24 protein-coding genes are annotated in these 24,104 nt (G+C 63.0%); 9 read left to right on the forward strand and 15 right to left on the reverse strand.

The window, feature by feature from the left end:
• Positions 1–352: 352 nt before the first annotated feature.
• The 3 genes from AC1VON_RS00695 to AC1VON_RS00705 are packed head-to-tail and all read right to left on the reverse strand — an operon-like array spanning position 353 to position 4,004.
• Positions 353–2,290, reverse strand: a complete 1,938-nt coding sequence (locus tag AC1VON_RS00695; RefSeq protein ID WP_483120006.1) for a (Fe-S)-binding protein — start codon at positions 2,288–2,290, stop codon at positions 353–355.
• 1 nt (position 2,291) lies between these two features.
• Entirely contained in the window at positions 2,292–3,233 is a 942-nt protein-coding gene (locus AC1VON_RS00700; protein WP_483120008.1) for an electron transfer flavoprotein subunit alpha/FixB family protein, read from the reverse strand.
• Positions 3,234–3,236: 3 nt separating this feature from the next.
• The gene (locus AC1VON_RS00705) at positions 3,237–4,004 is read right to left on the reverse strand and encodes an electron transfer flavoprotein subunit beta/FixA family protein (RefSeq protein ID WP_483120010.1); all 768 of its coding nucleotides are present in this window, start codon (positions 4,002–4,004) and stop codon (positions 3,237–3,239) included.
• A 222-nt stretch (positions 4,005–4,226) separates the two neighbouring features.
• On the opposite strand from AC1VON_RS00705, the gene AC1VON_RS00710 reads away from it, so the two are divergent.
• From AC1VON_RS00710 to AC1VON_RS00735, 6 genes are read left to right on the forward strand one after another with little or no spacing between them, the layout of a single operon-like run.
• Positions 4,227–5,858, forward strand: a complete 1,632-nt coding sequence (locus AC1VON_RS00710; protein ID WP_172348347.1) for a GMC family oxidoreductase — start codon at positions 4,227–4,229, stop codon at positions 5,856–5,858.
• Complete coding sequence (locus AC1VON_RS00715; RefSeq protein WP_172348346.1) at positions 5,855–6,280, forward strand: hypothetical protein; 426 nt, start codon at positions 5,855–5,857, stop codon at positions 6,278–6,280. Before AC1VON_RS00710 ends, AC1VON_RS00715 begins: the two co-directional genes overlap by 4 nt.
• 26 nt (positions 6,281–6,306) lie before the next feature.
• Complete coding sequence (locus tag AC1VON_RS00720) at positions 6,307–7,974, forward strand: GMC family oxidoreductase (protein ID WP_172348345.1); 1,668 nt, start codon at positions 6,307–6,309, stop codon at positions 7,972–7,974.
• Positions 7,974–8,408: a gluconate 2-dehydrogenase subunit 3 family protein gene (locus AC1VON_RS00725; RefSeq protein WP_172348344.1), complete on the forward strand. Its 435-nt coding sequence runs from the start codon at positions 7,974–7,976 to the stop codon at positions 8,406–8,408. Before AC1VON_RS00720 ends, AC1VON_RS00725 begins: the two co-directional genes overlap by 1 nt.
• A gap of 21 nt (positions 8,409–8,429) precedes the next feature.
• Positions 8,430–9,332, forward strand: a complete 903-nt coding sequence (locus AC1VON_RS00730; protein WP_172348343.1) for an amidohydrolase family protein — start codon at positions 8,430–8,432, stop codon at positions 9,330–9,332.
• Positions 9,326–9,766 (forward strand): DMT family transporter, encoded by a 441-nt coding sequence (locus tag AC1VON_RS00735; RefSeq protein WP_172348342.1) that lies wholly within the window; start codon positions 9,326–9,328, stop codon positions 9,764–9,766. The genes AC1VON_RS00730 and AC1VON_RS00735 overlap by 7 nt, the downstream gene beginning before the upstream one ends.
• 81 nt (positions 9,767–9,847) lie before the next feature.
• Here the strand turns inward: AC1VON_RS00735 and AC1VON_RS00740 are convergent, their stop codons facing one another.
• The 7 genes from AC1VON_RS00740 to pcaD all read right to left on the reverse strand — a co-directional run bounded on the left by AC1VON_RS00740 (position 9,848) and on the right by pcaD (position 15,854).
• Positions 9,848–10,252: a GlcG/HbpS family heme-binding protein gene (locus AC1VON_RS00740; RefSeq protein WP_206681898.1), complete on the reverse strand. Its 405-nt coding sequence runs from the start codon at positions 10,250–10,252 to the stop codon at positions 9,848–9,850.
• An 18-nt stretch (positions 10,253–10,270) separates the two neighbouring features.
• Entirely contained in the window at positions 10,271–11,770 is a 1,500-nt protein-coding gene (locus AC1VON_RS00745) for a sugar ABC transporter ATP-binding protein (protein WP_172348341.1), read from the reverse strand.
• A gap of 16 nt (positions 11,771–11,786) precedes the next feature.
• Positions 11,787–12,812: an ABC transporter permease gene (locus AC1VON_RS00750; protein WP_246740894.1), complete on the reverse strand. Its 1,026-nt coding sequence runs from the start codon at positions 12,810–12,812 to the stop codon at positions 11,787–11,789.
• A gap of 44 nt (positions 12,813–12,856) precedes the next feature.
• Positions 12,857–13,612: an SDR family NAD(P)-dependent oxidoreductase gene (locus AC1VON_RS00755; RefSeq protein ID WP_172348340.1), complete on the reverse strand. Its 756-nt coding sequence runs from the start codon at positions 13,610–13,612 to the stop codon at positions 12,857–12,859.
• Positions 13,609–13,827 (reverse strand): 2-hydroxymuconate tautomerase, encoded by a 219-nt coding sequence (locus AC1VON_RS00760; protein ID WP_172348339.1) that lies wholly within the window; start codon positions 13,825–13,827, stop codon positions 13,609–13,611. The genes AC1VON_RS00755 and AC1VON_RS00760 overlap by 4 nt, the downstream gene beginning before the upstream one ends.
• Before the next feature lie 74 nt (positions 13,828–13,901).
• Positions 13,902–14,960 (reverse strand): sugar ABC transporter substrate-binding protein, encoded by a 1,059-nt coding sequence (locus AC1VON_RS00765; RefSeq protein ID WP_172348338.1) that lies wholly within the window; start codon positions 14,958–14,960, stop codon positions 13,902–13,904.
• A gap of 18 nt (positions 14,961–14,978) precedes the next feature.
• Positions 14,979–15,854: a 3-oxoadipate enol-lactonase gene (gene pcaD, locus AC1VON_RS00770; RefSeq protein WP_172348337.1), complete on the reverse strand. Its 876-nt coding sequence runs from the start codon at positions 15,852–15,854 to the stop codon at positions 14,979–14,981.
• A 96-nt stretch (positions 15,855–15,950) separates the two neighbouring features.
• On the opposite strand from pcaD, the gene AC1VON_RS00775 reads away from it, so the two are divergent.
• The 3 genes from AC1VON_RS00775 to AC1VON_RS00785 are packed head-to-tail and all read left to right on the forward strand — an operon-like array spanning position 15,951 to position 18,458.
• Positions 15,951–17,066, forward strand: coding sequence for an NAD(P)/FAD-dependent oxidoreductase (locus AC1VON_RS00775; protein WP_172348336.1), 1,116 nt, complete (start codon positions 15,951–15,953; stop codon positions 17,064–17,066).
• 4 nt (positions 17,067–17,070) lie between these two features.
• On the forward strand, positions 17,071–17,772 hold the full coding sequence (locus AC1VON_RS00780) for a GntR family transcriptional regulator (RefSeq protein ID WP_206681897.1): 702 nt from the start codon (positions 17,071–17,073) through the stop codon (positions 17,770–17,772).
• Positions 17,769–18,458, forward strand: a complete 690-nt coding sequence (locus tag AC1VON_RS00785) for an N-acyl homoserine lactonase family protein (RefSeq protein WP_172348334.1) — start codon at positions 17,769–17,771, stop codon at positions 18,456–18,458. The genes AC1VON_RS00780 and AC1VON_RS00785 overlap by 4 nt, the downstream gene beginning before the upstream one ends.
• Before the next feature lie 314 nt (positions 18,459–18,772).
• Here the strand turns inward: AC1VON_RS00785 and AC1VON_RS00790 are convergent, their stop codons facing one another.
• From AC1VON_RS00790 to AC1VON_RS00810, 5 genes are read right to left on the reverse strand one after another with little or no spacing between them, the layout of a single operon-like run.
• On the reverse strand, positions 18,773–19,540 hold the full coding sequence (locus AC1VON_RS00790) for an SDR family NAD(P)-dependent oxidoreductase (RefSeq protein WP_172348333.1): 768 nt from the start codon (positions 19,538–19,540) through the stop codon (positions 18,773–18,775).
• On the reverse strand, positions 19,537–20,502 hold the full coding sequence (locus AC1VON_RS00795) for a carbohydrate kinase family protein (RefSeq protein ID WP_172348332.1): 966 nt from the start codon (positions 20,500–20,502) through the stop codon (positions 19,537–19,539). Before AC1VON_RS00795 ends, AC1VON_RS00790 begins: the two co-directional genes overlap by 4 nt.
• A gap of 34 nt (positions 20,503–20,536) precedes the next feature.
• On the reverse strand, positions 20,537–21,520 hold the full coding sequence (locus AC1VON_RS00800; RefSeq protein WP_483120016.1) for an ABC transporter permease: 984 nt from the start codon (positions 21,518–21,520) through the stop codon (positions 20,537–20,539).
• Positions 21,517–22,548, reverse strand: a complete 1,032-nt coding sequence (locus AC1VON_RS00805; RefSeq protein ID WP_172348330.1) for an ABC transporter permease — start codon at positions 22,546–22,548, stop codon at positions 21,517–21,519. Before AC1VON_RS00805 ends, AC1VON_RS00800 begins: the two co-directional genes overlap by 4 nt.
• Positions 22,545–24,071: a sugar ABC transporter ATP-binding protein gene (locus AC1VON_RS00810; RefSeq protein ID WP_172348329.1), complete on the reverse strand. Its 1,527-nt coding sequence runs from the start codon at positions 24,069–24,071 to the stop codon at positions 22,545–22,547. The genes AC1VON_RS00805 and AC1VON_RS00810 overlap by 4 nt, the downstream gene beginning before the upstream one ends.
• Positions 24,072–24,104 lie beyond the last annotated feature (33 nt).

A 24,104-nucleotide genomic window follows, 5' to 3' on the forward strand; every position in this document is an offset into this window, starting at 1 on the left:
CCGTAACCGAGCACGCGGGGCAGAAAGCCAGCGGCGATCGACATCAGCGCAGCGGGCCCGTTCATGCTCCGCTTCCAATAGCCGGCAAGAAGGTTTTAGGGCGAGCGCCACGATCGGGAAGTCGGCTGATTAGATCCCGCCGGACTTCACCGCCAACGCGGCGAGAGAGCATTGTCGCCGGCCACAGCGGCCATTTCAGCGCGATGGAAATGCGGGACGGGCGCGCCGCGGAAGCGATGCTCCATCAAAGCCCGGGATCAAACATCTAACGCGAGAGCTTTCCGCCTACTGAGCTATCCTCGATGACAGGGTGCGCCCAACTGGGGCAATTCCTGGTAGGGCGGCAGCGGGATCAGGACAGGTACACGAGATCGATCATGTCGCGCACGGTGATGCGATCACCAACGCCAAGCGCCTGAACCGCCGCCGTGTACATGACCGTGTCCTTCGGGCAGGCCACGACAAACTGTCTGGCATCGCCCAGAGCCAGCGCCTCCTTGATGCGGTTCTCGCTCGGCCGTTCAACCGATTTGCTGTCGTCCATCCAGATACGCCCGCCGCCGGCGCCGCAGCAGAAACTGTTCTCTCGGCAGCGGCCCATTTCATGCAGTTCGTAGCCCGCTTTGCGGATGATTTCGCGCGGAGCGTCGAAGCCGCCATTGTAGCGGCCGAGGTAGCAGGGATCGTGATAGGTGACGACGCCTCCGTCGTTGGCCAAAGGCTTTAGCCGGCCCGACTCCAGAAGCTCCAGCAGCAACTGCGTATAGTGGATCACCTCATAATTGCGGTCGAAGAAGCGGTATTCTTGCCGCAACGCGTTCAGGCTGTGCGGATCGGTCGTCATGATCCGATTGAACTGGCAAGCGTCGAGCACTTCGATGTTCTGGCGAGCCAGCACTTCGAAGACGCCTTCCTCACCGGCCCGGCGGACATCATTGCCGCTGTTCTGTTCGGCGTCGTAGAGGATACCGAAGTCCACTCCGGCCTCGTGCAGCACGCGCGCCACCTTCAGCGTGATGCGCTGGACCCGGGCATCGAAGGACGCGTAATCGCCGACGAACCAGAGGATGTCGACAGGCTCCTCGCGCGCGTCCTTGATCTTGAAGTCCAGGTCCCGGGTCCATTTGGCGCGCTGGCGCGCCGGCTTGCCCAGTGAATTGCCGTTGCGCTGCAGGCTCGCCAGCGAATCCTGCAGCATCGGCTCGACATCGCCTTCCTCAACCAGGCTGCGACGCATTTCGATGATCTTGGTCATCGGCTCGATATGGACGGGACAAACGTCCAGGCAGGCGCGACAGGTCGTGCACGCCCAAAGCGTTTCTTCCTTGATCACCCCGCCGATCAGCGGCACGTCGCGGCAATTGCCACGCTCGCGGTCCATCATATGATCGCGCAGATCCATGATCAGCTTCTTGGGGCTGAGCGGAAGCCCGGCGGCGTTGGCCGGGCACGCCTCCTGGCACCGGCCGCATTCGGTGCACGAAACCAGGTCGAGCTTGTGCTTCCAGTGGAACTGATCGATGTCGGTAATGCCCGCAGCCTCGGAGCCGGCGGGCGTGAGCAGGCCCTTTGGCCCGATGTTGCGGAAATAGATGTTGGGAATGGCCAGGAACATATGGCGGTGCTTGGAACCCGGAATGTAGATCAGGAAGGCAAGCACGACGCATATATGCGCCCAGTAGAAGAATTCGGCCCCTCCAGCCGCAACGGCCGGGCTTATGCCCAGGACGACAAGAAACGAAGCTATGGCGCCGGAGACTGGGCGCCAGGAAGTCGCCGTTCCGACGGCCACGATATGGAACGCGTTCTCCAGCAACATCGTGCCGACCACGCAGCCGACCAGCCCGTAGATCACCCAGGCATCGACGGCATTCGAGCCCTTGAAGCGAGCCGGCCGCAGAAAGCCGCGCTGGAACGCCGCCAGCGCCAGCGCCGCGATGATCAGCACGGCGAAGATGTCCTGCGCCAGCGCGATCCAGGTGTTGCCGCCGATCGCAGCCAGCGAGAAACCGGGGAAAAATCCGGAACCGAAGCTCTGGATGATCGCGGTGAAGAGCACGACGAAGCCGGAAAACAGCATCGCATGGAGCAGCCCGGAATAGCGTTTCCGGAATAGCCGTCTGTGCAGGCCAACATCGGCCGCGGCTCCAGCAGCACGCTGCCCGGGGTGGTCGAGCCTGTACACGGACGCCCCCCGGAACACCGGTGCCAGGATCCTATAGAACCGATATCCGGATATGGCGACGGTGGCGGCGACCAGGGCGGTCAGAACAAGCTGCGTCTGAAGCACGTCAGCCCACCTTCCTGGCCAGAGCCTCCTTGAAGGCAGGCAGGAAATCGGCGACGTCGACAGCCGCACCGAAATGCGCATGGTCGAAGATCGGCGCGCCGGCGTCGGTGTTGATCGCCACGATCGTGCCCGCACCCCCCATGCCTTCGATATGTTCAGGCGCACCCGAAACGCCCAGGGCGAGGTATAGCTGCGGCTTGACTTTGCGGCCCGATTTGCCGACCTGGCGCTCCTTCGGCAGCCAGCCGGCGTCGATGATCGGCCTGCTGCCGACGATTTCGCCGCCCATCAAATCGGCGACTTCGCGCGCCTCCTCGATGACGTCCTGTTCGCCAATCCCGCGGCCCACGCAGAGCAAGCGGCTGGCCTTGGTGATATCGACTGCATTCGGATCCGGCCGATTGGCGGACAGCAGCCGCACCGAGGACTGAGGCCTGTCGGGAAGCTGAATGATCTCGGCATTTTCGGCCTGGCTGCCGTTTTCCTCGCTGAAGGTGCCGGCATTCACGAGGAGCACGGCAGGCATTGAAGCCTCGGCGGTGGAAACAAGTTTGCCCCCATAGATCTGGCTATCCGCCTCCACCGTGCCGCCGGAAATCCGCACCGCCGTGCAGTAGCTGAGAAGCGGCAGGTCGTTGCGGAACGCAAGGACAGGCGCAAGGTCGAGACCCGAGGTTGTACAACCGAAGACAATGAGGTCGAACCCGTTGTCGGCCACGATGCCCTGGAGATAGGCGCCATGCGCCACGGGATCATAGGGCGAAGGGGTCGATGTGAAGACGCGGGAGGCGCCCAGCTTCCTGGCCGCGTCGGCGTTGCCGCCAATCAGCGCCAGTTCGATGCTGCCGCCCTGCCCGGCGAGCCGGCGCGCGCCGGCCACAAGTTCACGCGACAGCGCGGTGGGAACACCGTCCTGAAGATCGAGATAGACGAGTATCTTCATCGTTCAGGCTCCGACCAGTCCGCGTTCGGCGAGCATATCCACGAGCTTGGCGGCAATCTGCTCGGCGCTTCCGGTGATCATGTCGGCCTTGGTGCCGGATTGAGACGCGCCAAGGCGCGTCGAGACCTGAGCTCGGAAACCGTCCGGGACTGTCGACACCACCGATGCGATCGTGGCTGTGCTTGCCTGGCGCAGCTTGCTGCCCGAGATGTAACGCGGCGGCTTCGACGCGGCCTGGATTCCAAGGACTGCCGGCAGTTTCACGGCGAGGCGGGATGAATAGCCGCCGCTGTATTCCTGCGTCACCTCGAGCCCGCCCTCCGCAACGGACACGCCGTTGATCGCATTCAGCACCGGCCATTGCAGGTCCGCCGCCAGGAACGGCGCCAACTGCCCGAAGACATCCTCGGGCGTCTGCACGCCGGTCAGCACCAGATCGGCACCAAGATTTTTCAGGACCGAACCCAGCAGATGCGCGGCGGCACGTGCGCCTACCGCGCCTTCCTGGTCATGATTGACCACCATGGCATTATCGGCGCCACGCGCGATCGCGGTCTGCAACTGGCGTTCCGCGCCATCGCCGGCAAGCGTAACAGCCGTCACGCGCGCGCCGGTCGACTCCTTGAGGAGCACCGCTTCTTCCAGCGCATGATCGTCGAACTCGTTGAGCTTGAGGCCGATCCATTCACGATCGATCTCGATGCCGTTGCCGGCGATCTCGATCTCTTCCGTTACGTCTGGCACGATGCGCAGAACAACCGCAATATGCATTGATCCTCCCCTTAAAGCCGCGCCGTCAGCGCGCCTCCGATGGGCCGTGAGCCCCGGATTGATGCCGCCTCCCGCAGCCGTCTTGAGACCCATACAGCGCGCGCCACCAAAAATGTCAACTATAATGTCGACAATGTTGTCAGAACGTTTTTGGTGTGCAAAGGTGACGATATGGCAGTCCTCTCTGGGCCGCCCGTCATGATGTTTGGGAGGAGGAACCGCATGGCACCCCAGGGTAGACCACCCCAAGTCGCGGATGTTTTGATCATTGGCGCCGGCGCATCCGGTTCGGTTGCGGCGAAGCACCTCGCCGCCAACGGCTTCAGCGTCGTCTGCCTCGAGCAGGGCGGGCGTGTCGACAATGCCGAATTCTGGGGCAACAAGCCGGAATGGGAGTTGATGTCGCAGAAGCGCTGGCATCCCAACCCCAACGTTCGCGATCTCGAGCAGGACTATCCCGTGGACACGTCTGAATCGGACGTGAACCCGTTGATGTACAGCGCCGTCGGCGGCAGCACGATTCTCTATGCGGCGCATTGGCAGCGCTTCATGCCGTCGGATTTCCGCGTCAAGACGCTGGATGGCGTCGCCGACGACTGGCCTTTCACCTACGAGGATCTCGAGCCGTTCTACGATCAGATGGACATAGAGATGGGCGTGTCGGCTCTGAACGGCGATCCAGCCTATCCGCCGGGGAAAGCATCGCCGTTGCCGCCACTGCCGATCGGCAAGATCGGCATGAAGGCCGCCGAGGGCATGAACAGGCTCGGTTGGCATTGGTGGCCGGCACCCAATTCCATTCCCTCCAAACCTTATGGCGGGCGCAACCAATGTGTCCGCTGGGGCACGTGCCTGACCGGCTGCCCCGAACGCGCGAAAGCCTCCTTCGATCACACCCATTGGCCCGACGCGCTTCGCGACGGGGCCGTTCTCATCACCGGCGCGCGTGTTCGCGAAATCACGCTCGACGCCCAGAACCGTGCCAACGGTGCCACCTATATCGATCGCCAGGGCCGTGAGCGGCATCAAAAGGCGCAGACCGTCATCGTCTGCGCCAACGGTGTCGGCACACCGCGCCTGCTGCAACTGTCGACCTCCGGCCGTTTTCCCAATGGGCTCGCCAACTCCTCCGGACTGGTCGGCAAGAACCTGATGATGCACCCCTATGCCGCTGTAACGGGCTATTTCGACGAACCGCTGGAGAGCTGGCTCGGACCGGCCGGCCAGACGATCCAGTCGATGCAGTTCTACGAAACCGACAAGTCGCGCGGCTTCGTGCGTGGCGCCAAATGGCAGGTCATGCCCTCGGGTGGCCCGCTCGGCATGCGCGCCGCCTATGGTGGCAAGCCGCTCGACGAGGCCTGGGGCGCCAATCTGCACCGCAACACCCGCAAGGTCTTCGGCCGCGCCTTCGAATGGGGCATCATCGCCGAGGATCTGCCTGACGAGACGAACGCCGTTGTGCTCGATCCGGTGTTGAAGGACAGCGACGGCATTGCCGCGCCGAAAATCATCTACAAGAACTCCGACAACACCAAGAAGATGATCGACTTCCATCTAGAACGGGCCAAGGAAGCCATGCTCGCCGCTGGCGCGGTGGACATTTCCACCACGCCTCTGATGCGCGACTGCGGCTGGCACCTCATGGGCACCTGCCGCATGGGCAACGATCCCGAGCGCTCGGTCGTCGACCAGCACGGCCGCTCGCACGACGTGCCGAACCTGTTCGTCTATGACGGCAGCGTCTTCGTGACCTCCTCCGGCTTCAATCCGACGGGCACGATCGCGGCCGTGGCGCTGCGTTCGGTCAAGCACCTCATCGCCAACCGTCGTGATCAGCAGGTGGCGGCATGAGCCAGTTGGACGCCAACATTCGCGAGACATTCGCAGCCATTGCCGATGTGCTTATTCCCAATGCCGAAGGCATGCCCGCGGCCAGCGAGATGAACGTGCAAGGCGACATGCTTGACCGCATTCTGGAGCTGCGGCCCGACCTGCGCGAGAATTTCCTGCGCGGCCTTTCGAAGGCTGGCGGACGCGACGCATCGGAGGTCGCCAACGAGCTGAACCGCACCGATGCCGATGCGCTCTCCGCGATCGGCCTTGTGGCTTCCGCCGGCTACTATATGACCCCGCATGTGCGGGACCTGATCGGCTATCCCGGACAGCAGAGTCGCCCGGAAGCAAACCCGGATGCCGTTCCGGAATATGTCGCCAACGGCATGCTGCAGCAGGTGATCGACCGGGGTCCAATCTTCCGGTCGACACCGAAATAATAGTGCTTGTCTCAAGGGAGGAGATCATGGCTGCGATCGCAGCGTCCGGTTCTCGCGCCGGGCGGGAGGATATTGCCGACGTTTTGATCATTGGCGCGGGGCCGTCCGGTTCCGTTGCGGCAAAACATCTGGCGCAGGCCGGCTTCAAGGTGGTCGCGCTGGAGCAAGGCCACATGCCGGATGCCGGCCGCTATCCCGGCCGGCGCCCCGAATGGGAGTTGGTCACCCAGAAGCAGTGGCATCCCAATCCCAATTTTCGCGACATGCCTCGCGACTATCCCATCAACACTACGGAATCAGACGTTAATCCACTGATGTTCTGTGGTGTCGGCGGCAGCGCCACGCTCTATGCCGGCCACTGGACGCCGTTCATGCCGTCGGACTTCAAGGTGCGTACGCTTGACGGTATCGCCGACGATTGGCCTTTCACCTACGAAGATCTGGCGCCATACCTTGAGGTCATCGAACGCGAAGTCGGCGTTTCCGGACTGGGCGGCAATCCCGCCTATCCGCCCAAGATGGCCTATCCGACCCCTGCCCTGCCGATCGGCAAGGTCGGCCATAAGGCTGCGGAATGCCTGGACAGAATGGGCTGGCATTGGTGGCCGGGGACCAACGCGATACCGTCTGTGCCCTATAATGGCCTGAATGCCTGCGTGCGACGCGGCACCTGCATGAGCGGCTGTCCCGAAGGCGCCAAATCGACCACCGATCTCACCCATTGGCCACACGCGATCAAGGCTGGCGCCCGCCTCGTCACCGGTGCCCGGGTGCGGGAAATCACCGTCGACGAACGGGGCCTCGCCACCGGTGCCATCTACATGGACGAAAATGGCCGCGAGCGGCGTCAGCGGGCGGCCACGGTGATCCTGTGCGCGAACGGTATCGGTACGCCGAGACTGCTCCTGCTGTCGAAGTCGGCACGCTTTCGCGACGGTCTCGCCAATTCGAGCGGACTGGTCGGCAAGCGCCTGATGATGCATCCCTTCTCGGCCGTGCAGGCCACGTTCGAGGAGGATCTCGAATCGTGGCGCGGGCCGTTTGGCCAGAATGTCTCCTCTTACGAGTTCTACGAGACGGACGAGAAACGTGGTTTCTTGCGCGGCGCCAAATGGGGCGCCATGCCGGGTGGCGGACCGCTTGGCGCGACAAGCTTCGTCGGTTCCAAGGTCTTTGCCGACCCCAACGCCAAGGTCGAGGACATGTGGGGAACGAACCTCCATGACCTCGTTTCCCGTCGCTTCGGCCGCACCATGGTCTGGGGAATCATTGGCGAGGATCTCCCGGAGGAATCCAATCAGGTCCTTCTTGATCCGGAACTGACCGATACCGATGGCATCCCCGCCCCCAAGTTGATCTACAAGGTCTCCGAGAACTCCGAACGCATGCTCAAATTCCACGAAGAGCGCTGCGCGGAGGCCTGTCAGGCCGGCGGAGCCGTGGAGATCTCGGTCGTTCATCAGATGCCGGATACAGGATGGCACCTGCTGGGCACCTGCGTCATGGGAACCGACCGCGAAACCTCGGTCGTCAACGAATGGGGCCAGACCCACGACGTTCCCAATCTCTTCATTTTCGACGGCAGCACATTCCCGACCTCGGCCGGCCTCAACCCCACGGCCACCATCATGTCTGTCGCCTTGCGGCAGACCCGTCGCATGATTTCTGAACGCCGCAACCTGGAGGCCGCGTGATGCCGAGCGCCAACCAGATCACTACGGACATGCGCAAGCTTTTCGGCCGGATCGCCGACATGCTGATCCCCGCCTACAAACAATTCCCCTCGGCCACTGCGGTCGGCGTGCATGAAAAGTTGCTTGACGATGTGTTGGCGTTCAGGCCCGACATCGTGGAGAGCTTTCGGCGCGGCCTGGCTGGTATCGACGCGGATGCCTTGTCAAGGAGCATCAACGATCTTTCGCGTGACGATCCGGAGGCCTTCAATGCGCTGACACTGGCCGCTTCCGGCGGCTACTACATGGCGCCCGAAGTGCACACGGTGCTTGGCTATCCCGGGCAGGAGTCCGTATCCTACAACCCCCATGAGGTGGCCGATTATCTGACGAACCATATGCTCGAACGAACCATGCGCCGCGGCCCGATCTATCGCCCGACACCCCAGTCCTGACCGGCCACTCAGGTGCCGGACTTGGACATCCCAATCTGCGAGCCAGCAGACCTTGCGCCGCGAGCGCCTCGGAGCGGTCTCCCGGCCAATGCCATCGATACGCATTTCCATGTCTTCGGCCCCCGGCCGGACTATCCCTTCGCATCCGGCCGAAGCTACACCGCTCCTGACGCCAGCCTTGCTGACTACGAGCATCTGGCGCGCAAGATCGGTTTTTCCCGGGCCGTGGTGGTGCAACCCAGCGTCTACGGTACCGACAACAGGCGTACACTCGACGCGTTGCGCGAGGCGCGCATTCCCATGCGGGCCGTCATCGTTGTCGATGAGACCCTGCCGGAGCGCGAATGGCTTGCCTTGCATGAACTCGGCGTGCGCGGCGTCAGGATCAATCTCGTCTTCAAGGCCGGCAATGGCCTTGCCACGGCCCGCGCCTTGGCCAGTCGCATCCGCGAGTTCGGCTGGCACCTGCAGTTCCTCGTCGACGTGTCGACGATACCCGATCTGGCGGATTGGGTACGGGCATTGCGCGTGCCGGCGGTTTTCGATCATTTCGGCCACGTGCCGGCGACAAGGGGCCTGGCAGACCCCGGCTTCCAGGCGCTTTTGGATCTGGTTCGCGAAGGCAGTGCCTGGGTCAAGCTCTCCGGCGCCTACCGCATCACCGGCATACCGCGTCCGCCCTATGACGACGTCAGGCCTTTCGCGGAGGCATTGCTGGCAGCCAACCCAGAAAGGGTCTTATGGGCGACGGACTGGCCACACCCGGCCATATCAGTGCCAATGCCTAATGACGGCGACCTGGTCGATATGGCACTGGACTGGACCACGGACCCCGACCTTCGCCGCAAGCTGTTCGTAACCAACGCGGAGCAGCTCTACGGCTTTGATACGGCAATATCCCGCGCTGAGGACGATGCATGCTGAAGGCTGTTCTGATCGCCCTGGTTGCCGGCTCCGTCCTGCCAATCCAGGCGCTCGTCAACGGACGGCTTGCGGCAGGTCTTGGCAGTCCATTGATAGCGGCCGGCATCTCCTTCCTTGTCGCGACGCTCGCGCTCATGGCCGCGCAGCTGCTTCTGAGAACGCCACTCCCCCCGATGGAACAGGCCGTATCCATACCGGGCTGGGTCTGGCTTGGTGGATTGCTCGGCGCGATCTATGTCACCGGGGCGATCGTCAGTGTCGGTGCGCTCGGCACGACGACTGCGATCTGCCTTGTCATCGCCGGACAGATAGGGGCCGCGCTGCTCGTGGATCGCTTCGGAGTCCTTGGCGCCTCAAGCCATCCGCTTGGCCTGTTGAGGTTGTTCGGCGCCGGCCTCGTTCTGGCCGGCGCCATCATCGCCGTGAGGGGTTAGCTTCCTGTCCAGCCAACGACAACGTCCCCCACCCATTGCTGAAGCGGGGGACGCGGTAAGCCGCATCGTATCTTTGGTAGCTCAGCCTGCCATGGCGGCAGCGGCGGCGGAAGCGATCGCCTCGTCATCCGGCGGCATGCCACCGGCCACGCCGACGGCGCCGACGACCTGATCACCGCGTGAAACCGGAACGCCGCCGGCAAACACCACCAGCGGCAAGCGGTGTGAATTCTCCATTCCGTAGAGCGGCCCACCGGGCTGCACCAACGGCATCACGTCGCCAGTCTTCATGTTGAGCGAACGCGAGGTATAGGCCTTGGCTTGCGAGATTTCGACACTGGCGAGCAATGCGCCTTCCATGCGCACGAAACCCAGCAGGTTCCGCCCCTCGTCCACGATGGCGATGCTGGACGGCGAGTTCAATTCGCGCGCCTTCTTCAGACCCGCCTGCAGTCCGGCCTGTATCTTTTCGGCAGTGATCGTCACGTCCTCTTCTCCTTGATGTTACGCTGCGATTTCTGTTGTGCTCCCGCCCATGGAAAGAGCGAGAAGCTGGTCGTAGTTGCAGTCCGTCTTCCTGGCCGCGTGGACGATCGCGCCCTTGCGGACCACCACCACCGTCTCAGCCAGCGAAAGGATCTCCTTGATCGACGAGGAGATGATGATCACCGCCGCACCGCTTTCGGCCAGCCGCAGAATGATGTCGTAGATCTCCTTGATCGCGCCGACGTCGACGCCGGAGGTCGGCTCGACGAATACGTAGACACGTGCCTCGGCCTTCAGCCATTTGCCGATCACGGCTTTCTGCTGGTTGCCGCCGGAGAAGAACTTGACGATGGTGTCCGGCTGTCGTGGCATGACATTGAGTTGGCCCATTACCGCCTGCGCATAACCATCCTTGAGGCGTCCGTTGACCAGGCCCCATCGGGACAGTCTTGAGAGCACGGGCAGGCAGATATTTTCCGCCATTGTCAGATTGGGAAACAGCGCCTGCTTGCGCCGGTCCTCGGGGATGACTGCGATGCCCGCCCGCCGGGAGGCGGGCGGATCCGGAATCTGCCGCGCCGTCCCATCGACGCGCACCGTGCCCGAGGCCGCGGCTATCCCGCCGAGTGCAAGCTCCAGCTGCTCCATGCCGCCGCCGACCGGACCGGTGATGCCGAGAACTTCGCCGGCATGAACCTTGAGCGACAGCGGTTCGAGCTTGGCCGTTCCGACGGCTTCCAGTTCGAGCACCACCTGCGCCGTCGAATGGCCGGTGTTGTAGGTTTCCAGATCGCTGCGGCTGCGATCGACCATCAGCTCCGTCACCCGATCCTCAGTGATCTCGTCACGGTCGAGCGTTGCCGAAACCGTGCCGCCGCGCAGGACAGTCACGCGATCGCAGATGCGTTTGATCTCCTCCAGCCGGTGCGAGATGTAGATGATGGTGATGCCTTGCGACAGGAAGTTCTGGATGATCCGGAACAACAACTCCACCTCGCTAGCCGACAGTCGAGCCGTCGGCTCGTCGAGAACGATCACCTTGTAATTGCGGTGAAACAGCGTGCCCAAGGTGACGAGTTGCATTTCGGCTGCGGAAAGCGTCCTGGCAAGGCGCGTGGCGTCGATCTCGATGCCGATGCGGTCGAGGATTGCCTGCGCCTGAGCATGGATATTCCTGTTGCTGATCAGCGCTTTTCCCGGCTCGTTGCCGAGCAGCAGATTCTGCCCGACGGTGAATCCCCCGATCAGTTCAGCATCCTGATAGACGGCGCCAAGCCCGAGCCTATGGGCGTCGAGCGGGCTGCCGATCCGCACCGGCCTGTCCTCCAGCAAGATTTCACCGCTGCTGGCGCCATAGACGCCGGTCAGGATCTTGATCAGCGTGCTCTTGCCGGCTCCATTTTCACCGAGCAGCCCGTGGACCTCACCGCGCCGGAAGCCAAGATCGATGCCTTTCAGCACCTTGGTCCCGCTAAAATCCTTGGTGAGGTTGCGAACCTCGAGAAGCCATTGCGACATGATGGTGTCCTCCGGCTCAGATGAATTTGAGGTGAATTTCCTCGCGGTTCAGCATCGCATTGGCGCCGACGGCGAGGATCAGGATAAGGCCCGAGAACAGCTGACGCGCGGCGAAGGGGAAGCCGACCATACTCATTCCGGAATTGACCATGTAGATGAAGAAGACGCCAAGCAGCGTGCCGAACACATGCGGCTTGCCCTTGCCGAGCACGGTCGCGCCCAGGAACACCGCGGCGAACGCCTCCAGCAGATATCCTTCGCCACCCACCGGCTGCGCCGAGGAGGAGACGGAGGTCAGAATGATCCCGCCGATCGACGACATGACGCCAGCCAGTATGAAGGCCAGGATCAACCAGTGATAAACTTTCACGCCCGAATAGTAGGCAGCCATGGGATTGTCGCCGACGGCGGCGATGTAGTGCCCGGGCTTGGTGCGCGTCGAGACGACATGCATCAGCGCCACCACCGCCAGCAGGATCAGGACCGGAAAGGCGACGAAGCCGATCTTGCCCTGACCGATGAAGGCGAACGCCGTTTCCTTGTAGTCGACGGCGATCTGGTAGCCATCGGTAAGGAAGATGTTGATGCCGCCGAGCACGAACATCATGCCGAGCGTGACGACGATGCCGGACAGCCGCCCGTAGGTGACCAGGAAGCCGTTGAGCAGACCGATGAAGGCGCCGACGAACAAGGCGCCGACGATTGCCAGCCACGGCCCGACGATCGGGATAAGGAAGGCGGTTACGATCGACGTCGTGGTTACGGTCAGACCAACGGAGAGGTCGAAGCTGCCACCGACCACCACAAAGGTGAGCCCGACGGAAACCAGGCAGCTGACGATCATCGAGAACAGGATGTTGTTGAAGTTCGACAGCGTCAGGAACCAGGGCGAGGCAAGCGCGAAGCCGATGCCCGTGGCGACGATGACAACGATCGTGCCCCAGCGGCGCAGAAAATTGACCAGAGGCGATCCTCGATCCTGCTTCGGCTTGCCTTGCATCGCGACTGTCCCCGAACCGATTTCAGTTGTTGACTGTGCCATCTCATTCTCCTCCCAGGCCGATCCGAGCTTCTCAGCGAGAGGACTCAGGAATTGTAGACGCCGCCATCGATCGTGATCGCCTGTGCGGTCATGTAAGAGGACTCGTCCGAGGCGAGATAGACGAACATCGGCGCGATCTCGCTGCTCAGGGCCTGCCGGCCCAAGGGCACCACCGAGGACACGGCTTTCGCCTGGGCGTCGAGGCCACCCATGAAATTGATCGCCGGCTGGTTGAAGGCGGTATCGACCCAACCCGGACAAATCGCGTTGACGCGGATATTGTCGGCCGCCAGCTCCATCGCGAGCGCGGTGGTGAAGGCGATCACCGCGCCTTTCGAGGCCGAATAGGCGGTCATCCCCGGCCCGCCGCGCTTGCCGGCCAGCGAGGAGGTGTTGATGATCGACCCCTTCCCGTTCTTGCGCAGCATCGGAACCGCGTACTTCGCGCCAAAGAAATGGGCTCGCGCATTGACCGCGAAGAGCGCGTCCCATTTCGCGGCATCGAAATCGGTCACGGCGCCTGAGTGCTGGAGACCGGCGTTCTGGCAAAGGACATCGAGGCCTCCGAGCCATGCGGCACCCTCTTCGATCAGCGACCGCACGCTGCCTTCCTCGGTGACATCGACCTTTATGAAATGCACCGCGCCGCCAAACTCTTGCGCGGTGGCCGCACCTCTCTCATCCCTGTCGCCGATGACGACTCTTGCACCCTCGGCCACGAAGCCACGCACGGCTTCCTTGCCGATATTATCGACAGCGCCCGTGATGATGATGCGCTTTCCGCTCAGACGTCCGCTCATTTTCGTTCCTTTTCCTGAACGGCTATTGCGGCGATGTCGGACAGCAGTTGCCCGCCGCGACCCCAGCTCTCTTCCGCAACTTCGTTGATGATGACGTGGACACGGTCCCTGGCCGCGCCGCATACGTCGACCAGCGCATCCGTGATGCGCGAAACCAGTTCGCGCTTCTGGTCGAGCGTGCGCCCATCCTTGATATTCACCTGAACGACAGGCATCGCCTACTCCACAAAGACCTGGTCAACACGATCATGAGGGGCCGGGTCCGAGCCCGGCCCCATTTCGACTTGGCTCAGCCGCCGTAGTCCTTAAGGAAGGCGATCGCTTCCTCGTCCATCTTCTGCACCTCGGCCAGCGCCTGACCCGCCTGGTCCTTGGTGATCGCCGTCACCGGAACCCGGCTCTGATAGGGCGGCACCGTCTCGCCCTGTCCAAGCTTGATGGCGATCTCGGCGACCTGCTCACCCATCAGATGCCAAGGCACGTCGGTCGAGAATTCGACCGGCGAGTTCGGTTTGACCATCTCTTCCAGCAACTGGTTCGAGAAGTAGTGGTTGAAGATGCGGACATCGGTGCGGCCCATCTGCTGCATCGCTTGCGCGGCGCCGATCGTCAGCGGCCACCACCAGGAGATGATACCGGTCAACGAGCCAGGTTCAGGATTGGCCTGGAGCAGCGCCAGAGCGTTCTCGCGGCCCTTGGATATCTGGTCCTGGGTCGAGACCGAACCGGAGACGAATGGCAGCACCTTCATGCGTGGCTCGTAGCTGGCCATGAGGCTGAACTGGTCCGCCTCCTGATCGAACGGCGTATAGAACCCTTTGCTTTCGGCGGTCTGGACGAATGTACCCTGCCGGCCGGTGACGTTCAGCACATGATAGGACAGCGTGGCGCCTGTGCCGTAGGTGTCTTCCGTGACAAATGGCGAATCCTTGACCGGTACCGCGAAGCCAACTGTCTTGATGTTGCGCTTCTTCGCCTCGTCGACGAGGTAGGCGGTTTCCGATTCCAGCGAATAGATGCCAAGCACCAGGACATCAATGTCGCGATCCAACAGCGAACGCGCCGAATCCTGTTCGCTCTGCTTGCTGGGTGTGCCGCGCACGGTGACGGCCTCGCCGCCCAGTTCCACGACCTTCTTCAGCAGCGTGTAGCAGCCGCGCCGCCAGGGCTGATTGAAGGGCCCGTAATTCAGCCCCAAGCCGACCCTCACCTTCTTGGCCTGGGCAATTGCCGGCGTGGCCAGTCCAGCGCTCAAAAGGCCCGCGGCGGCCATCGTGCCGCCGGCTGCTGTCAGGAATGTGCGGCGGCTCAGGCCGGGCACGGCAGGTGATTTGATCTCCTCGGTCATTTGTTCTCCTCCGGTTTGTCACCCCAAGCGGGTTTGTGTGGCGGACGCATCTGATCCGCCTGTCTGCGGGTCGAGCTCGGCCGTAACTTCGGCAAGGAACTCGGCAATGACGCGGGTCACGCGATCGGGCTGCTCGATCGTGAACAGATGGGCCGCGTCCTCCAGAACGATGAAACGCGCGCCTTCGATACGTTCATGAAGCCGCGCCATCGTCTCAGGCGGCGCCGAAGGATCGTCGGCCGCGGCGACCAAAAGCGTCGGCAGCGAGATATGCTGGGCGGCACCGGAAATATCCATATCGCGGATTGCGGCAGCACATCCGGCATATCCTTCTGCCGAAGTCTTGCCGATCATGCCGCGCACCGCGTCCACGACATCGGGACGCGCCGCCCGAAATCCAGGCGTCAACCAGCGCGTGAGGGTCGGTTCGATCAGGGGTTCGACGCCCTCTTTGCGCGCAAGCTTGACGCGCTCGTCCCACATCTCGATCGAGGTCGAGGCAAACGTCGCACACAGGACCAGACTGGACAGCCGATGGGGCGCGCGCACGGCGAGAAGCTGTCCGATCATTCCGCCCAGCGAAAGTCCGACGAAATGCACTTTTTCGATGTCCATCGCATCCAGAAGCGAGAGGACGTCATCGACCAGAAGATCGAGAGAATAGTCGTCCGCCGTAGCTTCCGTCCGCCCGTGTCCCCGGGCGTCGAAGCGGATGACACGGTAGTTCTGCGCCAACTGCTGAGCTTGCGCGGCCCACATCGAGGTGTCCGCCGCAAGGCTGTTGCTCATCAGCACCGCCGGCGCACCGACAGGTCCGATCTCCTCGACGTGAACGGAAATCCCGTTGACGAGCAGCCGCTCCAAAACGCCCTCCCCACTCTTGCGCAAACGCATTCCTCGCCATCATGAGATTGCACGGCGACAATTTTGTCAACAATCTTGTTGCAGATTTTGCCGACATATGGCCAATTGCGGAAAAGAGGTGTTGGATTGGATATCGAAACGATCGTCGTCGGAGCTGGCGTCATCGGCCTCGCGGTCGCGCGGCAACTGGCGCTGCATGGCCAGGAAGTTCTTGTGCTCGAAGAGGAAAATGCCATCGGCACACACACCTCGTCGCGCAATTCGGAGGTCGTCCACGCCGGGATCTACTATCCGTCCGGAAGCTTGAAGGCGCGGCTATGCGTCGCCGGACGGCGGATGCTCTACGACTATTGCGAGCGCCGCGGGGTTCCGGTGAGCCGGCTCGGCAAGCTGATCGTCGCCACCACCCCCGCGCAGATAAAAACACTCGAAGCCCTGGCGAAGCGGGCAGCCGAAAACGGCGTTCTTGATCTGATCGCTCTCGATGGTGTTGAAGCCCGGCGCATGGAGCCGGAACTCGAATGCCTGGCCGCGCTTCACTCGCCCTCGACCGGTATCATCGACAGCCATGCATTCATGCTCGCCTTGCAAGGCGACGCCGAGGCCCATGGCGCCCAATGTGTTCTGCGCACGCGGGTGAATGCCGCGAGACAGCGAGCCGATGGATTCGACGTTCAAGCAGCCGGCGAAAACGGTGCCAATGCCATATCGATAAGCTGCAGAAATCTGATCAATTGCGCGGGGCTCGGAGCCCAGGCGGTCGCCGGCAGCATCGAGAACCATCCACCGGGCCGAATCCCTCGCCGCTTCCTGGCGAGAGGAAATTACGTTTCGGTTTCGGGAGCGACACCCTTTTCTCGCCTCATCTACCCCGTGCCGGTGGAGGGCGGTCTCGGTATTCATCTGACTCTGGATCTCTCCGGCCGGATGCGCCTCGGTCCCGATCTTCATTGGATTGATGAAATCGACTATATACCTGATGCACAGGTTGCAGAGGAGTTCTACACCCTCGTGCGATCATACTGGCCTGGGGTCATGAACAGGGAACTCAATTGTACGCACTGCGGTGTCAGGCCCAAGATCAGCGGCCCTGGCGCGCCGAGCGCGGATTTTCTGGTCGAAGGCCCACTTGACCATGGAATCCCGGGGCTAGTGAATTTTTTCGGGATAGAATCACCCGGTCTGACATCCGCGCTCGCGCTTGCCGAGTATGCTGTCGGAAAACTATTGGAACGGAGTTGAGATTTTGGCCCAGAACAAGAACAGCCAGCATGTGGCTCAGATCGTCGATTTCATCAAGCAGAAGATCATCTTTGGCCGACTCAGGCCACGCGAACGCCTGATTGAGGAAGACATCACCGCTCAGTTCGACGTCTCCCGGCACATCGTGCGTTCCGCCATGGCTGATCTCGAGCAGATGGGGCTTGTCTCGCGCCGCCCCAACAAGGGCGTGACGGTACGCGATTTTTCCGTCGAAGAGGTCGAGCAGATCTACGAGACCCGGGCGCTGCTGCAGACCGAAGCCGCACGGCGCATTCCCCTGCCCGCCAGCAGGGAGTTGATCGCCGACCTCGAGGCCATCCATCGCGACTATTGCGCCGCGCACGAGAGTGGCGAACTTCAGAAGGTCTGCACGCTCAATAACAAGTTCCATCGCCGCATCTGGGCGGCATGCGGCAATGTCTGTCTGGCCGGCCTGATCGACCGCGTCTGGGTGGAAACCCTCGGCATCCGTTGCTATGGCATCGGCGACCCGGTTCTCCTGAAGCTTGCGCGTGAAGAGCATGGCCGCATGATCGATATGTTGCGCACCGGTGACCGGGAGGGTTTCATCAGCCTGTCGGTCGATCACATGCAGCCCGCGCTCGAAGCCTACAAGCGGGCGCATGGCGGCTGGAATACCTTGCCCGAGACATTGCGCTGGGTAGAGGAAAGGCAAGCCTCTTGAACCCGTCCTACGAGATCGTCGTTGCCGGGAACAATCTGCGCCTGAAAGACGATTTCCTGGGGATGTCGAATGTCACGCTGATCCATGGCGGGCGCGGTCCGATCCTCTTCGATACCGGTGGCTACATTTCCCGACTCGGCCTGCTGAAGAAGTTGCGCGAACGTGGCCTCGAGCCGTCCGACATAAAGACCGTCTTCCTGTCGCATCTGCATTTCGATCACGCGCACAACATCGATCTGTTTCGCAACGCGCGGATCGTCGTCAGCCGGACCGAGTGGAACTACGCAGCCAACCCGCATCCCGATGATCTGCTGGTTCCCTGGGGCATTCTCGACCAGTTGTCGCGCGGCCAGGTCGACCTGATCGATGGCGAGGGCGAACTGGAACCCGGCATCTCCTATTTCCCGGCGCCCGGCCACACACCCGGCAGCTATGCGCTGCGCTTCGAGAGTGCGGAAAAGGGCCGAGTCATCATCGCCGGCGACGCCATCAAATATATAAAGGAGGCGATCCTGGCGCGATGCGACATGGCCTTCGACACGCTGGAAGCAGGCACAGCCACCATAAAGCACATTCTTGCAACGGCCGATCGCATCGTGCCCGGTCATTTTCCCGAGCTTATCAGGCAGCCCGAAGGTTCCTTTTCATGGGAGGGCGAGGCGCCCTTCAACCTTCTGGTCAGATAGTCGATCACGCGCTGGCCGGACGCGTTCCGCGACGCGATGATCCTTGGGCAGGAAATTGGGATTTGGCACGAATCCCCTGACCCCTGGCGCGACCCTTGAACATTGCTCGCACCTCCAATGCCGCGGAGCGTTCCATGCCACGGTCCACTTACTGAAAGTTTGCCACAGAACCCTCTCCCCCGGCAACGCGCGTCAGCTGCCGGGGCGACATCCAGTCTCTGGATCACCGCTTTCGCCGCTTGGACGGATCCTCTCGTGTCGTATCTTCAACGCCAGACGTGGACGTCGCGATTGTGCAAGCCCGCGGCGGCCCGTCAGTGGTAGTAGATGCCGCCGTCGACGTTGAGCGACTGGCCGGTGACGAAGGCCGACAGATCCGAGGCGAAGAACAGCACCGGCCCGACGACGTCTTCCGGTGCGCCGAGGCGCTTCAGCGCCGCGACATCTTCCCAATGGCGGATCGCCGCCTCGCTGCCGAGGTTGTTCTTGCCCATCTCGGTCAGGATGATGCCGGGGCAGATGGCATTGACGGTGACGCCGTCCATGCCGACTTCCTGCGCCAGCACGCGGGTGAGCGTGATCACCACCGATTTGGTCGCCGCGTAATGACCCTGCGTCGGCACGCCCTGGCGGCCGGCGATCGAGGCGATGTTGATCACCCTGCCCGATCTCCTGGCGCGCATATGCGGCAGCACGGCCTGGCACATCATCAGCACGCCCTTGGCATTGATGTCGAAATGCGCGTCCCAACTGGCCTCGTCGAGATCCTGGAGCAGGCTGGGTTTCAGGATGCCGGCATTGTTGACCAGCACGTCGATGCTGCCAGCCGCCTCAAGCAGCGCCTGTGCCGTCGCCTCGATCTCGTGCTTCCTGCTGACATCCATTGTGTAGACATAGGCCTTGCGGCCGGCCGCCTCGATCTCGGCCTTGGTTGCGGCAAGCTCCGCCGCCTGCGACGGCAGGTCGGTGACGGCGACGTCGAAGCCCGCGTCGGCGAGCCCCTTGGCGAGCGCCCTGCCGATACCGCGGCTGGCGCCGGTGACGAGAGCCGTTTTGCCCTTGGCCTCAGGAAGAATGGTCATGCTGCTTGCACCTTTGATGTCTTGACAGGGAGCGAATTCATCGCCGCCACCGTGTCGTCGAATGAAACGAGTTTGCCGTCGGAGCCGAGCCCCATCGCCACCTTGGCGGCGACGGCGGTTGCGAACCGCGCCGACTGTTTGAGGTCCCAGCCCTTGACGATTCCGACGATGATGCCGGCGGTGAAGGAGTCACCGCAGCCCGTGGTGTCGAAGACCTCGACGTCGAAGGCCGGCAGGTGGAAATCCTCGCCATGCTGCGGCGAGACATGCACGCCATCGGCGCCGAGGGTCAGGATGCAGTTTTTCACGCCCCTCGCCTTGAAGAAGGCGGCAACGCGGGCCGGATCCCGGTCGTGCGCCATCTCGCCTGCCTCGTCGATGCTCGGCACGAAATAGTCGATATAGGGCAGACACGGCTCGACCAGCTTCCAGGTTTCCGGCGTCGCCTGGATCAGATCGAAGGTTGTGATGCGGCCAAGTTCCTTGGCGCGTTTCAACAGCTTGACCGTCGGCGCCCCGTCAAAACGCTTCAACAGCCCGGTGCCGCCTACATGGACGACCGTGGCGTCAAGCGCGGCGTCGAGATCGGCGTCTGCGACCTCGAACACGGCGGCCGTCCCCGGCACATGCAATGCCGGACGCTCGCCATTTGGCCGCACCGGCAGAATGGTGGAGGAAGTCTGGACGCTGCCGTCGCGGCGCACCAGGCCGCACTCCAGGCCATATTTCTTCAGCTTGGCGAGGAACCAGTCGCCCATATCGTCGGTGCCGAGCGTGGTAACGGCCCGCGTTTTCAGCCCGAGGATGGCGCAGTCCATGCCGGTCGCGCCGGCCGTGCCGGCGACTGTCATGCGGATCTCCTCGATATAGTCGGCGCGGCCGCCTTCGGGGATGCGCGACACCGGCCGCCCCAGGATGTCGAGGACGTAGAAGCCGATCGAGCTGACGTCGAATTGTGGCATGGTTGGCTGACCTTTCGAACTCATGTGGTCGAACTCAATGGGTGGCGCGGCGCAGGCCGAAGCTCACGGCGAGCACCAGGAAGACCAGCACGCCGATGCCGACCTGCTGCCAGTAGAAATTCCAGCCAACGAGGAGCAGCCCGTTCTTGACGATGGCAAGCAGCAGGACACCGAGCAGCGTGCCGATCACCGAGGGCTTGCGCTCGCGGCTGAGCGTCGTGCCGATGAAGGTGGCGCCGATGGCGTCGAGCAGGAAGGCGTTGCCGGACAGCGGCACGTAGGACTTGACCGTTGCCGACAGCAGGATGCCGGTGACGCCCGCCAGCAGCGCGCACAGCACATGCACCATCGACAATTCGCGCGGCACGCGGATGCCGGAATACCAGGCTACGCCCGGCTGCGCGCCCATCGCCTGCACATAGCGGCCGAAGACAGAGCGGTGCAGCAGGACGTGAACCGCGATGGCCGAGACGATCAGCACAATCACCGGTGTCGGCACGCCGAACAGAGCGGTGCGGGCAATGGCGTTGAACTGGTCGCCGGCATAGCCGCTGGTGAGGTAGATCGGCTGGCCGCCGCTGGTGGCGAGCTGCTGTGTGCTCTGGCCTATGAACAGCACGCCAAGCGTTGCCAAGAACGGGCTGATGTTGAGCCTGGTGATGAGGATGGCGTTGAGGATGCCGACGACCAGGGCAGCACCCAGGCCGCCACCGACGCCGACCACGCCACTATAGCCGGCGGCGAGCAGCATGACGAAGACCATGCTGGCCATGTCGACGGACACGCCGACGGAAAGATCGATGCCGCCGGACGATATGACGATCGTGAGCCCGAGCGCCACGATCGCCAGCATGACGACATTGTTGACCAGCACGTTGAAGAGGTTGGCCGGTGTCAGGAAGGTCGGGCTCGCCATCGCGAAGAAGATGACGATTGCAGCAAAAGCAATGAGCACGCTGTATTTGGCAAGGAAGGCGCGCAGGCTCATCTTGGGACTGTCGTTGGCCGAGACGCTCATCGTGAACCCTCCGAGCCGCGGGCAAAGGATGTGATGGCCACCACCAGCAGGATCAGCGCTCCCTGCACGCCGTTGACCCAGTAGCTCGAGACGTTGAGCAACTGGAAGCCGTTGGCGAGCAGGCCGATGAACAGCACGCTGAGCAGCGTGCCGCCCATGGTCGGCACGAAGCGGCGGGAAAAGACGGTGCCGAGCAGCGCCGCCGCCAGCACCGACAAAAGCAGTTCGCCGGAACCGGGCGTGCTGGCCGAGAGCCGCGAAACGGTGAGGACGCTCGCCACCGCCGCGCAGAAGCCGCTCAGCACATAGGTGAAGGACACGTAGAACGGCACGCTGAGACCGGCCGCGCGCGCGGCCTCGGGATGGCCGCCGACCGCGTAGAGCCGAAGCCCGAAGGCGGTGCCGTGAACGATCACGATCATGATCGCGGAGAAGACGATCAGCGCCCAGGCAAGCGCGGAGATGCCGAGGAAACTGCCCGAGACCAGGAAGCCGAGCAGCGGGGAGGATGCGCCGACGACCGTGTTCTGGGTGAGCGTGAGTTCCATGCCGGCGGCGACGTTGAGCACGGCAAGCGTCGCCAGCAGTGGCAGGATGCCGAGACCGACGACCGCAAGGGCGTTCAGCGCGCCGACCGCCATGCCGACGGCGATGGCCGCCAGCACCGAAAGGAAGTCGCCATAGCCCATCGACAGCAGCGTGGCGTAGACGGCGGCGCACAGCCCCATATTGGCGGCGATCGACAGGTCGATGCCGCCTTCGGTGACATCGGAGCCGCCGCCGATGATGACGGAAGTCATGCCATAGGCGAGCACGCCCAGGATCGCCGACTGCTCGACGACGTTGATCAGGTTGAAGGTCGAGGTGAAGCCCGGCGCAAAGACGACGAAATAGGCCATGATCGCGGCGAAAGCGGCAATCGCGCCGAGCCGCACGACGAGGGTGGCGAACCGCCGCCCAGCACTTTTGCCTGTGGCGCTGGCTTGGTCGGACACGCCGGCCTGGGCGTGGACAGTTGTCGCGCTCATGCCGCCACCCCGTCAGCGTTGGAGCGCGCGCCCGACGAGGCCGCGAGCAACGCATCGCTGTTCATCGCCGTACCGGAGAAGGTACCGGCCAGCCGGCCGCGATAGACGACCAGCACCCGGTCGCAGACGCCGACCAGTTCGAGCAGGTCTGACGACAGAAGCAGGATCGCCGCGCCCTCGCCCGCCAGGCGGTTCAGCAGATTGTAGATCTCGACCTTGGCGCCGACATCGACAGCCACCGTGGGCTCGTCAAGCACATAGACCCGCGACTGGCAGCTCAGCCATTTGGCGATCGCCACCTTCTGCTGGTTGCCGCCGGAGAGTTCGCGCACCAGCGCGTCGCGATGCGGCGTCTTGATCGACAATTCCCTGATCAGTCCGTCGACCGCCTGGTTCTCGCTGTTGCGGCTGACCAGCCCGCTTCTGGAATAGCGGCGCAGGCTCGCCAGCGAAATATTTTCGCGTACCGACAGGCCGAGCGCCACGCCGTGCGCGCGACGATCCTCCGGCAGCATGGCGATGCCGTCACGAACTGCCTTGACCGGCGTCGACAGCGACAGCTGCTTGCCCTCGACCTTGATCGAGCCGCCCTCGGCGGTCTTGAGGCCGAACAGGCACTGCACGATCTCCTTGGCGCCGGATCCGAGGAGGCCGGTGAGGCCGACGATCTCGCCGGCGCGAACGTTGAAGCCGATGTTTTCGAAGCTCCCGCCGAGCCGCAGATTGGCGACTTCGAGCACCGGCGCGCCCAACGTGACCGAACGCTTGGGAAACATCTCGCCGACATCGCGGGCGATCATCATCGATATGATCTCGTCGATCGATGTCTCACGCGGGTCGACCGTACCGACATCGGTGCCGTTGCGCATCACGGTGACGCGGTCGCAGAGCTTTTCGATTTCCTGCATGTAGTGGGAGATGAAGACCACGGCGATGCCGTCGTCGCGCAGCCGGCGCAGCACATCGAACAGGCTGTCCACCTCGCGTTTGACCAGCGCCGCCGTCGGCTCGTCGAGCACCAGCACGGACGCTTTCTGCGCCAGCGCCCGCGTGATCTGCACCACTTTCTGCTGTGCCGTGGTCAGGTCCTTGACCAGGGTTCCCGCCGGCAATTCCATGCCGAAGAACCGCTTCAGCAGATCGCCCGCCTTGCGCTCCATGGCGCGGCGGCTGACGAACGGGCCGAGGCCGATTTCGTGGCCGAGGAACACCGCCTCGCCGACCGTCGCGGTCGGCACCAGCAGCCTGTCCTGATGGATGAAATGCACGCCGAGCTTTTCCACAGATGCCGGCGACAGCGAGGTCACGGTCTCGCCATTGATGACCACGGTGCCGCTGTCCGGCCTGATGATGCCGGCCAGCACCTTGATGATCGTCGACTTGCCGGCGCCGTTCTGGCCGACAAGGCCGAGGATCGAGCCGCGCGCGATCTCGAGGTTCGCGTTTTCCAGCGCCCGCACCGGGCCGAACCGCTTCGATATGTCCGTCATCGATACAGCAATTTCACGCTTTGCTGTCTGCATGGCCGTCAATCCTGGTTGATGGTGGCGGGCGGC

This window comes from Mesorhizobium sp. HAY1-8B, from assembly GCF_056868045.1.